At 63.1% G+C, this 12,891-nt stretch carries 11 protein-coding genes; 3 read left to right on the forward strand and 8 right to left on the reverse strand.

Features of this window, described 5'->3' with window-relative positions:
* Positions 1–253 precede the first annotated feature (253 nt).
* A complete protein-coding gene (locus tag AC1DUU_RS02500; protein ID WP_476781835.1) occupies positions 254–1,603 on the forward strand; it encodes a serine hydrolase in 1,350 nt (449 codons plus the stop codon).
* A 111-nt stretch (positions 1,604–1,714) separates the two neighbouring features.
* Entirely contained in the window at positions 1,715–2,146 is a 432-nt protein-coding gene (locus AC1DUU_RS02505; protein ID WP_476781836.1) for a GFA family protein, read from the forward strand.
* A gap of 31 nt (positions 2,147–2,177) precedes the next feature.
* On the opposite strand, the gene AC1DUU_RS02510 is transcribed toward AC1DUU_RS02505, so the two are convergent.
* From AC1DUU_RS02510 to AC1DUU_RS02545, 8 genes are all read right to left on the reverse strand, one after another.
* On the reverse strand, positions 2,178–5,321 hold the full coding sequence (locus AC1DUU_RS02510; protein ID WP_476781837.1) for an efflux RND transporter permease subunit: 3,144 nt from the start codon (positions 5,319–5,321) through the stop codon (positions 2,178–2,180).
* A 117-nt stretch (positions 5,322–5,438) separates the two neighbouring features.
* On the reverse strand, positions 5,439–6,584 hold the full coding sequence (locus AC1DUU_RS02515; protein ID WP_476781838.1) for an efflux RND transporter periplasmic adaptor subunit: 1,146 nt from the start codon (positions 6,582–6,584) through the stop codon (positions 5,439–5,441).
* A 57-nt stretch (positions 6,585–6,641) separates the two neighbouring features.
* Positions 6,642–7,247 carry a TetR/AcrR family transcriptional regulator gene (locus tag AC1DUU_RS02520; protein WP_476781839.1) on the reverse strand — a complete coding sequence of 202 codons (606 nt, stop codon included), beginning with the start codon at positions 7,245–7,247 and terminating at the stop codon, positions 6,642–6,644.
* Between the two features lie 130 nt (positions 7,248–7,377).
* Complete coding sequence (locus tag AC1DUU_RS02525; RefSeq protein ID WP_476781840.1) at positions 7,378–9,111, reverse strand: cation:proton antiporter domain-containing protein; 1,734 nt, start codon at positions 9,109–9,111, stop codon at positions 7,378–7,380.
* 195 nt (positions 9,112–9,306) lie between these two features.
* Positions 9,307–9,972: a class I SAM-dependent methyltransferase gene (locus AC1DUU_RS02530; protein WP_476781841.1), complete on the reverse strand. Its 666-nt coding sequence runs from the start codon at positions 9,970–9,972 to the stop codon at positions 9,307–9,309.
* 194 nt (positions 9,973–10,166) lie between these two features.
* The gene (locus tag AC1DUU_RS02535; RefSeq protein ID WP_476781842.1) at positions 10,167–10,460 is read right to left on the reverse strand and encodes a GYD domain-containing protein; all 294 of its coding nucleotides are present in this window, start codon (positions 10,458–10,460) and stop codon (positions 10,167–10,169) included.
* A gap of 144 nt (positions 10,461–10,604) precedes the next feature.
* Positions 10,605–11,177, reverse strand: coding sequence for an S-(hydroxymethyl)glutathione synthase (gene gfa, locus AC1DUU_RS02540; protein WP_476781843.1), 573 nt, complete (start codon positions 11,175–11,177; stop codon positions 10,605–10,607).
* A 123-nt stretch (positions 11,178–11,300) separates the two neighbouring features.
* A complete protein-coding gene (locus AC1DUU_RS02545) occupies positions 11,301–11,684 on the reverse strand; it encodes a GFA family protein (protein WP_476781844.1) in 384 nt (127 codons plus the stop codon).
* Positions 11,685–11,855: 171 nt separating this feature from the next.
* Here AC1DUU_RS02545 and AC1DUU_RS02550 point away from each other — a divergent pair.
* Positions 11,856–12,891, forward strand: a 1,036-nt coding sequence (locus AC1DUU_RS02550) for an ATP-binding cassette domain-containing protein (RefSeq protein WP_476781845.1), incomplete at its 3' end; no start/stop codon positions are given.

Below are 12,891 nucleotides of genomic sequence, written 5' to 3' on the forward strand. Positions count from 1 at the left end.
TCGTTCAAGTTCTGAAATGCCCCCTCATCCGGCCGCTTCGCGGCCACCTTCTCCCCGCTGGGGAGAAAAGGCATGCGCGCCAACGTCTTAGACCTCCTCTCCCCTCGGGGAGAGGTCGACCGAGCGTAGCGAAGGTCGGGTGAGGGAGTAATGTGGCACACAGACAGCACCCGCTCCATTTCCGCCATGCTGATGTAATCTCCGCTCGATATCAGCCGCCATCCACGTCTGAGATGAGAGGGCATTTCGAGCGATGACCGTTTCTGTTCCTGTGCAAGTTCCGTCGCACTTTCCCTCCGATGCCGAGATCAAGCACATCCTCGCCGAACGTATCGATGAGCAGAGGCAGAGCCTCGGCATCGTCGTCGGCACGTTTGGTCCTGAAGGCAGGCGTATCGTCTCCCATGGCCGCTTCGGTGCCTTTTATGCCCGCCCTGTCGACGGCGACACCGTGTTCGAAATCGGCTCGATCACCAAGACCTTCACCACCCTGCTGCTCGCCGAAATGGCCGGGCGCGGCGAAGTCGGTCTGGATGACCCGGTCGCCAAATATCTGCCCGAAACGGTGACCGTACCGGAACGCGGCGGCAGGCAGATCACCCTGACCGATCTCGCGACCCACACCTCGGGACTGCCTCGCCTGCCTGGCAATCTCGAACCAGCCGACCTCGAAAATCCCTACGCCGACTACACTGTCGAGCAGCTTTACGCTTTTCTCTCCGACTACGCCCTGCCCCGCGACATCGGCAGCCAGTACGAATATTCGAACCTCGGCATGGGGCTTCTCGGCCACGCCCTGGCCCGACACGCCGACACCGACTATGGTAGCCTGCTGCACGAGCGCATCCTGGCTCCGCTCGACATGTTGTCGACCGCCGACACCGTCTACCCCGACATGAAGAACCGGCTTGCCAACGGCCATGACCAGACACTCGCGCCCGTTGCCGGCTGGGATCTGCCGACGCTCGCCGGCGCCGGTGCGCTGTTGTCGAGCGTAAACGACCAGCTGAACTATCTCGAACTGCTGCTCGGTGCGCGGCCCTCGCCGCTTCAGGCAGCACTCGCCACCACCCTGGCGACCCGGCGTCCGACCGGCGAAAACGACGAGACCGGGCTTGGCTGGGTCATCTCAGGTGTCGGGAACAGCCAACTGATCTGGCACAATGGCGGCACCGGCGGCTACCGCTCCTTCCTCGGCTTCATGCCAGCCAAAGGCATCGGCGTCGTGGCGCTTTCCAACACATCGACCGAAATCGGCGTCGACGACATCGCCCGACACCTGCTCGACCCCAGCATGCCGCTTGCCCAGCCACCGAAAGAACGTGTGGCTTTTGCCATCGACCCGGCAATTTATGACGGCTATGTCGGTGACTACCCGCTGAGCCCCGACTTCATCCTGACCATCACGCGCGAGGGCGAACACCTCTTCGCCCAGGCAACCGGCCAGCCTAAGGCACAGATTTTTCCCGAGAGCAAGACGCAATTCTTCTACACCGTCGTCAACGCCCAGATCAGCTTCGACGTCGCTCCAAGCGGCCAGGCGAAAAGCCTGACTCTGCATCAGAATGGCGCCAACATGCCCGCAATGCGGGCGGCCGATTAGCCACCCGCCCAGGCTCTGGGTAGGCGGTACCTCATTGCTTCAAGCAAGGCTCTCCTTTTAGGTGGGAACGAACAAGCAGATGCCGCCGTTTGTTCGAAAAGGAGACGTGCCATGCAGGACCCTGTTGCGACCCCCATCCGCTCCGGAAGCTGTCTTTGCCGCGGCGTGACGTTCCGCGTGAGCGGCGATCCGCTCCGGGTAGGCATCTGCCACTGCACTGACTGCAGAAAGAGCAGTGGCGCGCCATTTGCGGCCTATGCCGTGTGGCCTATCGAGGCCTTCGAGCAGGAGACCGGCTACACCAGCACCTATGCCAACCGAAGCTTTTGCACGACCTGCGGTGGCCGCGTCGCATGGCTGAGCGATGGCGAAGCCGAAGTCACGATCGGCAGCCTGGATGACGTTCCGACCGACCTTACCCCGGGGTACGAGCTCTGGGTCAAGAGGCGCGAGCATTGGCTCAGTCCACTGGCTGGAGCCGCCCAGTTCGATCAAGACAGGGTCGAGACCGAACCGCTCCCTGACGCCGCGCAGGCAGGATAATCCGCCTGCGCTGACATGGTTGTGCTTATCCCTACTCCGCAGCCAGTGCCGGACGGGGAGCGATCTCGGTGACGTTGCCGTGGTCCACGACTTCCGGTTCGTCCGCCTTTTTCTTCGGCTCGCGTCCAAAGAACAGCGCATAGCCGGCCGGCAGCACCAGGATAGTCAAGACCGTCGCAACGAGGATGCCACCCATCATGGCGTAGGCGAGCGGGCCCCAGAACACGCCGCGCGAGATCGGGATCAGCGCCAGCACAGCCGTCATCGCCGTCAAGACGATCGGCCGGAAGCGGCGTACGGCCGCCCCCACGATCGCTTCGTAGCGTTCCATGCCCGCCGCGATGTCCTGGTCGATCTGGTCGACAAGGATGATCGAGTTGCGGATGATGATGCCGAGCAGCGCGATCACGCCCAGGATCGCCACGAAGCCGAAGGGCGCGCCCGAGATCAGCAGCGCCGCCGCCGCACCGATGATGCCGAGCGGACCCGTCGCCAGCACCAGCATCGCCTTGCCGAAGTGCTGCAGCTGCACCATCAGCAAAAGCACGATGACAAGCAGCATGACCGGCGCCTTGGCGGCGATCGARGCCTGGCTTTCGGCSGMRTCCTCSGCWCCGCCCTGGATCTCGAYCTTGTAGCCSGGTGCCAGGCCGTCGCGCAGCGGCTTGAGGTCGCTATACAGCTTCATCGCCACGTCGTTGGGCTGGATGTGGTCGGGCAACGTCGCCCGAACCGTGATCGTGGGCAGACGGTCGCGGCGCCATTCAATGCCCTGCTCAATCACAGGCACCACCTTGGCCACCTGCGACAGCGGAACATAGCCGCCGAAGTCGGTCGGGATATAGACCGAGTTGACCGCCGACAGCAGATGCCTGTTGGCCTCCGGCTCGCGTGCAACGATCGACACCGTCTCCTCGCCGTCGCGGAAATCATCCAGCGGCGCGCCCTGCATCGTTGCCTGCAGCATCTGGCGGATGCGCTGCGAGGAAACGCCGAGCGCCCGCGCCCTGTCTTGATCGACCACCAGCTTCATCGCCGGCACCGGCTCAAGCCAGTCGTCGTGGATGGCGCTGAGTTCGGGCGTCGCTTCGAACTTCGCCTTCACTTCGTCGGCGATGCGCCTGACCTCGGTCCTGTCGGGGCCCATCACGCGCAGCTGCACTGGCCAGCCCGTGGGCGGCCCAAGGAACAGGCGGTCGACCTTGCCGCGGATCGACGGGAAGTCCTCGGCCAGGATGGTGCGCAGCTTGACGATCAGCCTTTCGCGCGCCGGCTCGTCATTGGCCATGATCAGGAGCTGGGCGTAGTTCGGGTTGCGCAGCTGCTGGTCGAGCGGCAGGAAGAAGCGCGGCGCGCCCTCGCCAATATAGGTGGCGATGAACTTCTTGTCTGGGTCGTCCATCATACGCGCTTCCAGCGCCTCGGCCTGCTTTTCGACCTCCTTGATGCTGGTGCCCTCGGGCAGCCACAGATCGACGAGGATTTCGGGGCGCGAGGACTGCGGGAAGAAGTTCTGCGGAATGAACTGGAAGGCAAACAGGCTGCCGAAGAACGTCACCAGCGTCATCACCAGGACGATGATGCGATGACGCACGGCCCAGCTCACCGTGGCGCGCAGCCGGCGGTAGAAGTTGGTGTCGAAGGCGTCGTGATGATTGCCGGCATGCTTGCGCTGCTTCAGGATCATGTTGCCGAGCCATGGCGTGAAGTAGACCGCCACGAACCACGAGATCACCAAGGCGATGCCGACGACGTAGAAAAGCGAACGCACATATTCGCCCGCCGTCGAAGCGGCAAAGCCGACGGGGATGAAGCCTGCCGTGGTGATCAGCGTGCCAGTCAGCATCGGAAACGCCGTCGACGAATAGGCAAAGGAAGCCGCGTCGATCTTGACCAGCCCTTCCTCGAGCTTTCGCTCCATCATCTCGACGACGATCATAGCGTCGTCGACGAGCAATCCGAGCGCGATGATCAGCGCGCCGAGCGAAATGCGCTGCAGGTCGATGCCGAACTGGTAYATGACCGCGAAGGTGGCGGCGAGCACCAGCGGAATAGTGATCGCAATGACAAGGCCCGAACGCCAGCCGATCGACAGGAACGAGACGACCAGCACGATCAGCAGGGCTTCGATCAGCGCCTTCATGAACTCGCCGATGGCTTCCGTCACCACCTCGGGCTGATTGGAGATCTGCTCGACCGACACGCCATAAGGCAACGATTCCTCGAAGCGCCTGTAGGTCTCTTCGACGGCATTGCCGACGTCGGTGACCTTGAAGCCCTTGGCCATCACCACGCCGACCTGGACGCTGTCCTGGCCGTTGAAGCGGAACTTGCGCTGGTAGGGGTCTTCGAGACCAGTCGTCACCGTGGCGATATCGCCGAGACGGGTGACCTGAGTGCCGGCGCGCAGGCGCAGCTCGCGGATATCGGATGCCTTGGAGAGGTCGCCCTCGACCGAAATACGCACAGAATGCGTTCCAGTGTCGACAGCGCCAGCCGGATCGATGTTGTTTTGGCCGGCAATGGTGGCGCGCACGTCGTTCAGCGTAAGGCCGCGCTCGGCCAGCGCCTTGGAGGAGACGTCGATATAGATGCGCTGCGGCTGGTCGCCGAGGATGACGGCCTTTTCGACGCCCGGCGTCGTCAGCAGCATGTCGCGCGCCTTGATGGCGATCTTCTTGAGCTCGGGATAGCTGTAGCCCTCGCCCGATATCGAATGCAGCGTGATGAAGGTGTCGCCGAACTCGTCATTGAAGAACGGACCGATCAGGCCCTGCGGCAGCTCGCTCGAAATGTCGCCGACCTTCTTGCGCACCTGGTAGAATGCGTCCTTCACTTGGGCGGTGTCCGTATTGCCCTTGACCTGCACGGTGATGATGGCGCTGCCGGCGCGGGTATAGGACTTCACCCAGTCGAGATGAGGCGTTTCCTGCAGCTTGCGCTCGATCTTGTTGACGACCTGGTCCTGCATCTCCTCGATCGAGGCGCCCGGCCATACCGCCTGCACCACCATGACGCGGAAGGTGAAATCCGGGTCCTCGCTCTGGCCCATGCGCATCAGGCCGAGCGCGCCGGTGATGATGATCAGCCCGAACAGAAACCGCGCGATGCTCGGATGCCCGATCGCCCAACGCGACAGGTTGAAGGGCTTCTTGTCCTGGCTGGAATTGTCCATGGCCGTGGTTCCACGCTGGCGCAAGGGTGCCGTCATCCGGCACAGCTGATGCGCAGGTTCAATGTTCTGTGGCGTCCGCGGCCCCATCGGCCGCGCGGCACCTAGCGGGATCTGTCTTCAGCGAACCGTGGCGGTGGTTTCGTTCGCCGCCGCTCGCTGTTCGGCAGTCGGCAGCTTGACCTTCAGGTTTTCGGTCATGAACTGGGTGCCGGCCGCCACCACGATATCGCCCGGCTTCAGTCCGTCGGCGACCTCAACGCCATCGTCGGCGAAGCTCGCGACCTTGATGTCGCGCGCATGCACGGTTTGCTGGTCGTTGTTGACCACCCACACGATCTGCTTGCCGTCCTGCTTGGCGAGCGCGCTTAGCGGGATGGACACGAATTCCTTGCCATTGTTGACCGACGCCGAGATCTTCGCGGTCATGCCAAGCAGCACACGTGCGTCGTCAGGCAGGCTGACGCGCACCGAAAACGTCCGCGACTGCTGGTCGGCGCTGCCGGCGACCTCGCGCACCGTGCCGTCGAGCGTGAGCTTGTCGTCCGACCAGAAGCTGACCCTGACCGCCTTGCCTGGCGCGAACTGGGCGATCTCCAGTTCGGGCACAGCGATCTGCACTTCCTTTTCGCCGTCCACCGCGACACTGACCACCGGCGTGCCGGCGCCGACAACCTGGCCGGTGTCGGCGTTGACAGCGGTCACGATGCCGTTCTGGTCGGCGCGAAGCTCGGCATAACCGACCTGGTTCTTGGCCTGCTTCAGCGACGAAGCTGCCGCATCGCGCAGCGACATCGCCTGCTTGTAGCTCAGTGCAGCCTGCTCGCGCTGGGCTTCGGAGGCGAACTTCTTGGCAAACAGCTGTTCGGCGCGCTGGTCGACAAGCTGGGCTGTCTCGACCTGCTTTTGTGCTGCTTCGAGATTGGCCGCCGCACTGCTTACCCCAAGCTGGAAATCTGTCGGGTCGATGCGGGCCAGAAGGTCGCCCGTTTTCACCTTGTCGCCGATATTGACGGCGCGTTCGGTCATCTTGCCTGCAACGCGGAAGCCGAGATTCATCTCGGTGCGCGCCTTCACCCCGCCCGAATAGTCGAGTTCGCGGGTCGTGCCGGCGCTGGCGATCTCCACCACCTTGACGGGGCGTATCGCCGCCACCGTCTCGGTCTTGGCTTCGGAGCAAGCGGCAACGCCAATGCCGATCAGCGACACAAGTGCCAGGCTGGCGAGAGGGCGCAGTTTCGCATTGAAGGTTTTGAACGAATTCATCGTTCGCACTCCTGGTTGTTGTCTGTTGATCTGGATGCCGGCCCGTCAGCCGCTTTGCTATTTCAGCGCCCTGAGGGCGTATTCCGTCAGTTCCTCGAAGGTCGCGCGGTTCGGCTTGTTGACGCACTGCGACACCATCTGGGGATGGCACAGGGTCACCGTTGCAGCACCGAAGCAGCGCGCGGCGATCTGCGGATCCTGCTTGGAGAATTCGCCCGAGGCGATGCCCTCCGCGATGACTTCCGCGATCAGGTCGTGCAGCCGGTCGATGTGTTTTTCGATAACGTGCCAGTCGCGCTCCAGCGCGACGATGACCATTTCATGCACCTTTTCCTGGTCGAGCATGGTCTCGACGGTCAGCTTGTGCTGGGCGTAGATGAAGCCGCGCAGGCGCTCGGTGGCACTGCCTTCGGCGCGCAAGATCTGGCAGGCCATCTGGTAGACAGCGCCAAGCATGCGGCCACAGATCGCCTGGTGGATTTCGACCTTGGAGGCGAAGAAGCGATAAATATTGGCCGGCGACATGCCGAGGTCGCGGGCGATGTCGGCGACATTGGTCTTGGTGTAGCCGTAGTGCCTGAACAGCCGCTCGGCCGAATCTAGGATGCGCCCGACAGTCTCCTGTCGCGCCAGATCCACGGGGCTATCAGCAACGTCGTTCATATCCAGGTCGCTCGATTTTACGACTGACGAATTTCTAATTTCGTCAGTCGTAAACCGTAAATCGTCCGTCGTCAATCCGCTGCACTGCAAAAACTGACACATGCTGCCACAGGCCGGGCTTGCCGCCGGCCTATTTCACCCCGGCGCGCTGGTATTCGATGCTGCGCTCGCTGGCGATGCGATCCTCCAGCACCTCGCTGGAATAGCCGAACGCAGACAGCGCCCTGCCCGCCAGTTGCAGCCCGGCCTCGATCGCATCCGGGATCACAAATTCGGCGCCGGCATCGTAGAGTTCGCGGGCATGTTCGGCGTCGCGCGCCCGCGCCAGCACCGGTATGTCACCACGCAACTGCCGCGCTGCCTTGACCATCGCCGCGGCGTCCTTCGGATCGTCGACGGTGACAATGAGCATGCGAGCGCCGGCGAGGCCCGCATGGCTGAGTATCTCCGGACGCGCACCGTCGCCGAGATAGACCTTGCGCCCGGCCTTGCGCTCGCGAACGACGATCTCGGGATTGCGCTCCAGCGCAACGATATCGGCCTCTTCGGCATCGAGGATGCGCGCGATCGTCCGTCCGACCCGGCCAAAACCGGCGATCACGACATGGCCGCCAAGGTCGGGATAGGATTCAGCCACAGTGTCGTCGACCGTCTTGTCCTCGTAGCGGGCGGCCAGCGCACGCCCCATCCGCGCCATCATGGGAGTCGTCAGCATCGACAAGCCGGCAATGCCAGCCACCAATGTCGCGGTGGCAGCGTCGAACACCGCGCTGGCCGTCGCCGTGGTCACCACCACGAAGGCGAATTCGCTCGCCGGCGCGAGCAGAAACGCTGTCTCGATGGCCTGCGCGGGTTTCACTCCGAAGGAGCGCAACGCGAAGGCCGCGATCGCCGCCTTGGCACCGAGCAGCAAAGCCATCCCACCCAGCACGATCGGCAAGGAACCCCAGATCGTGGCAAGGTCGAGATTGAGGCCGACCGTCATGAAGAACAGGCCGAGCAGCAACCCTTTGAAGGGCTCCAGGTCGACTTCGGCTTGATGCTTGAACTCTGTCTCGCCGAGCAGCAGGCCGGCCAGGAACGCGCCGAGCGCCATGGAAAGCCCCGCAGCAGCGGTCAGCACCGCGCCGCCAACGATCACCAGCAGCGTCAATCCCATCAGGAAGTCGCGGCCACCGGCGCGCGCGGCGAGGCGGAAGGCATCTTTCAGCACGAAACGCCCAAACAGCAGGATGAACGCAACAGCGATGCCGCCCTGGACCAGCGCCTCCAGCAAAGCCGGAAAAAGCTTCGCTTCCGGCCCCTGCGCCAGAAAGCCGATCAGAATGAGGATCGGCGCCACCAGCATGTCTTGAAACAGCAGCACCGCAAGCGCCGCGCGCCCGACCGGCCCCGTCGCCCGCTTCTCCTCGATCAGCGTCTGCATGACCACGGCCGTCGACGACAGCGCCAGTGCCAGTCCGACCGCCAGCGCAACATGATGCTCCACACCCATCAGCATGACGGCCAACGTGATGGCGAACACACTGGTAATCGCCTGCAGGCCGCCCGCCCCGAACACCAGCCCGAACAGCGACCTCAACTTTTCAAAAGACAGCTCGGTGCCGAGCAGGAACAGCAAAAACAGCACGCCGAACTCCGCAAAGGGCTCCGCCACCTTCGGGTCCGAAAAGGTCAGGTGAGCAAGCAGCGGCCAGTACTGCGCCAGGGCCCCTATGCCGAAGGGCCCAAGCAAGACCCCCGCAAGCAGGAAAGCCAGAACGCCTGGAACGCGCAATAGCCTGAGCACCGGTGCCAGCACGCCTGCTGCGAACAGGAACACCAGGGCGTCGTTGAGCCAGGCTCCGTGGAGAATTCCGCCCATAAAGGCTCCTTGGCAGGCAGCGCCTTGTGCTCACATGTCGAGGTCGGCTGCGCCAGCGTCGATGGCACCGGCGTGATATAGAGCACGACAACGAAAGTTGGGAACCGCTTTTCGGACAAGATGACGCTCGAACAAAAAGTTGGAGCCGTTCCATCGTGGTCCTCTCAGCAGCGGTAGCGGGAAAAACTGGGCGCCCTACGCGAACGCAAAAACCGTACTCGGCTTTTTCGCCACGGCATTGCCAGAGCCGACATCCGCCACCGCGTATTCGGCCACCAGCCGTAGCCGCGTTTGCGGCAGGTGCGCCCGTCCGGGATCGCCGACCAGCACCTCGATGCCTGCGGCCACACAACGATCGAGGAAAGCCGTTACGCGTTCGCCAAGATCAGGGGCGTAAAACAGGTCGCCGACCAAAACGATGTCGACCTCGGGCGGCGGCCCGCCCGTCAGGTCGTCGCCAACCGCCGTCACGGCCACGCCATTCAGCGCCGCATTGAGCCCGATCGCAGCAATGCCGTTGCTGTCGATCTCCGCCGCAAGCACCGAACGCGCGCCGGCCTTGGCAGCAGCGATGCCGACAAGCCCGGAACCGGCACCGAGATCGAGAACGCGCCGTCCCTTCACCATCTCTGGCCGGTCGAGAATGTGGCGTGCGAGCACGAGCCCCCCTGCCCATTGATAGGCCCAGTAGGGCGCCGACGGGTCGTTACCCTCCTCGTCGTTGCTGTCATTCCCGGCAAGCCGCCACAATCCACTCGCCGGATGGGCGGTATAGAGCCTGATCTCCGGCAGCGAAAGAACCGGCGCCACCAACAGGTTGGCCGCGATGAACGCCGCCGAATCCGGGCGCGAGTTAGGCATTGGATCTTGAACGTTCAAACTTGGTTCTCATGCCGCGGCCCCTGGCAGCACAATGGCCGACTTCGCGCCTCGCGCAAGCCCGCGTCGGCGTGACATTGAACATCCAGAGCAAACGATGATTGATTTTGACGGGGTAGAAGCAGGAGGCTGGCAAAAGACTAAGATAGGCTTCCACCCCGCATTGAGAAATGAAGTCAGCCCATCTTGGCCAAGATCTTGCCCATGTCTACGGCGTCGAACGCTTTGAGTGTCTGTGTTTTGATATTGCCAAGCGATGAAATGGACAAGCTGAGTGCGGTGGCCGTCAGGTCATCGGGCGCTTCGACTATGGCCACCACGTCATGCTTGCCGAGTGTCCACAGCAGAGTATGGACCTTGGCGCCACCCTTTTCGGCCATCGCTCTGAATGCATCGGCTCGCTTGGTCGTCTCCCGTACGGACTTAACGCCTTGATCGGTGAAATTCGTCAGAAAAACATAATATGCCATGCTGACCTCCCTCGATTGAGGAGGCGTGCGGGCGCATCAGGCGTTGCCGCCGTTTCTCCCGCCGGCACCCTAGCACGGATCGCCATGATTTGATGCAGGCGGGGGCATAGGTCTTAGGAGCTAGCAACGCCCTAAGTCTTGGCATCAGGACTTGAGCACGCCCGACTTCTTCGCCACCCAGGTGGCGATGTAGTCCATCAAGGCAGGCGACAGGCAGTCATAAGGCTCAAGGCCAAGTTCGCGCAGCCGGGCGCGCACGCCGTCCATCGCGGAGGGATCGACACCAGCCTCGATGATCGACGACACGAAAGCGGCAAAGCCGGGTTCCGCCCAGCCCGCTTCCTGGAAGCGCTCGGGATGAATGAAGTCGAGGCCCTTGAAAGCATGGTCGCGCTCGACCGGGCCATACATGTGCACGCCGCACCCCTTGCAGGCATGGCGCAGAATGAGAGCAGAAGGATCGACCACGGCAAGCTTGTCGCCGTTTTCCAGCACCGTGACGTTTTCGTGCGCTGTGACGGCCACGACCGAAAACTTGGCACCCGCTGGCTTCCAGCACTTGGTGCAGCCGCAGGCATGGTTGTGCGCGACCTGCCCCTTGATCGCCACTTTCACCGGCCTGTCGGTGCAGGCGCAGACCAGCGTGCCGCCGGTGAAACTGGCGCTGCCGGGCTTGACCCCGCCGTCGAGCGCCGGATGTATCGATACTGAAGCCATGTCCTGTTCCTCCCTGATTTCGCGCCCACTTGGCAGCTTCAAACGGTATGCAACAAAGAACTCTGTTCGGCTGGTCCCATACGATACACCCAAGGCGCTGTGCGTCCACTGTGGACGCGGACCTCACCCGACGTCGATCTTCCACCAGTTCGGACAGCCATCTTCGAACGAGTGCGACAGCGGGCGCAATTCCGCATCGTCCCCGGCATCGAAGCTTCCGGTCACCAGTGCGACGGTTGGCGCATCGTCGATCGCCCCCAGCGTGCTGCCGCAGCGCGGACAAAACGAACGGCTCGAATAATCCGACGAGCGATAGAGTGCCGGCGCTCCGCCTTCGCCAACCCATTCGACCGCGTCCCTTGGGAACTCGACCCAGCACAGCGTCGGAGCACCCGAGTGCCTCTGGCAATATGTGCACGAGCAACTGTGGGGATTGGCCGGCACACCCGTTGCCCTGAACCTGATGCTGCCGCACAGGCATCCGCCGAGATATTGCTTGGTTTCCATGCCAACCTTCCACTTTTGCCGCAGATTCATCGCAGAATCGTTGCGAAAACCGCCTTGAACACAGCCGCCATTGAGCTTATCTCGAAGCCGTCATCAATTCCTACAGGATGTGTGCAGCAATGGATTTCTACCCGACAGCAACGTCAAACCGTTTTGCCATCGGGGATATCCATGCCTGCTTTCATTTCACTTTCCAATCTCACCTGGTCCACGCCTGACGGCCGGACGCTTTTTTCCGGTCTCGACATCAGCTTCGACACAGGCCGCACCGGTCTTGTCGGGCGCAACGGCATCGGCAAGTCGACACTTCTCAAGCTGATCTCGGGCAACCTGCCACAGCAAGGCGGCACCCTATCGGTCAGCGGCAGCGTGGACTTCCTGCGCCAATCGGTCCAGCCTGCCGCCAATGAAACGGTTGCCGACCTGTTCGGTGTCAGCGACGCTCTGGCGCTGCTGCGCCGCGCCGAAGCCGGCCAGGCCGATCTCGATGATCTCGCCATAGCCGACTGGACGCTGGAAACGCGCATCGCGTCCGCCCTCGCCCGGCTCGGCCTCGATTTGCCTGCCGGAGTGCTGTTGGCCACGCTTTCAGGTGGGCAGCGCACCCGTGCTGCGCTTGCCGCGTTGATCTTCAGCGAACCCGATTTCATCCTGCTCGACGAACCGACAAACAATCTCGACCGCGAAGGCCGTGCCGCGGTGGTTGAGCTGTTGGCCAACTGGCGCGCCGGTGCGATCGTCGTCAGCCACGACCGCGAACTGCTCGACACTATGGACGCCATCGTCGAGCTGACCTCGCTGGGCGCCACGCGTTATGGCGGCAACTGGAGCCATTACCACGAGCGCAAGGCGGTGGCACTCGCCGCCGCCCGCCACTATCTGGCTGACGCCGAGCGGCGTGTCACCGACGCCGCGCGCAGTGCCCAGGCCACCGCCGAGCGCAAGGCGCGCAAGGACGGCGCGGGTCACAGGAAACGCGCCAAAGGCGACATGCCGCGCATCCTGCTCGATGGACAGAAGAACCGCAGCGAAAACACGTCAGGCGAAAATGCACGTCTTGCCGAACGCAGGCGCGCACAGGCCGCCGACGATGCCGCTTCCGCCCGCGCGCGGCTGGAAATCCTCGAGCCATTCACGGTCGTCCTGCCCTCAACCGGGCTTCCGGCCAGCAAGCTCGTTTTGCGCATCGACCAGGTGAGCGCTGGCT

It is taken from the genome of Aminobacter sp. P4_H6_2 (assembly GCF_056400805.1).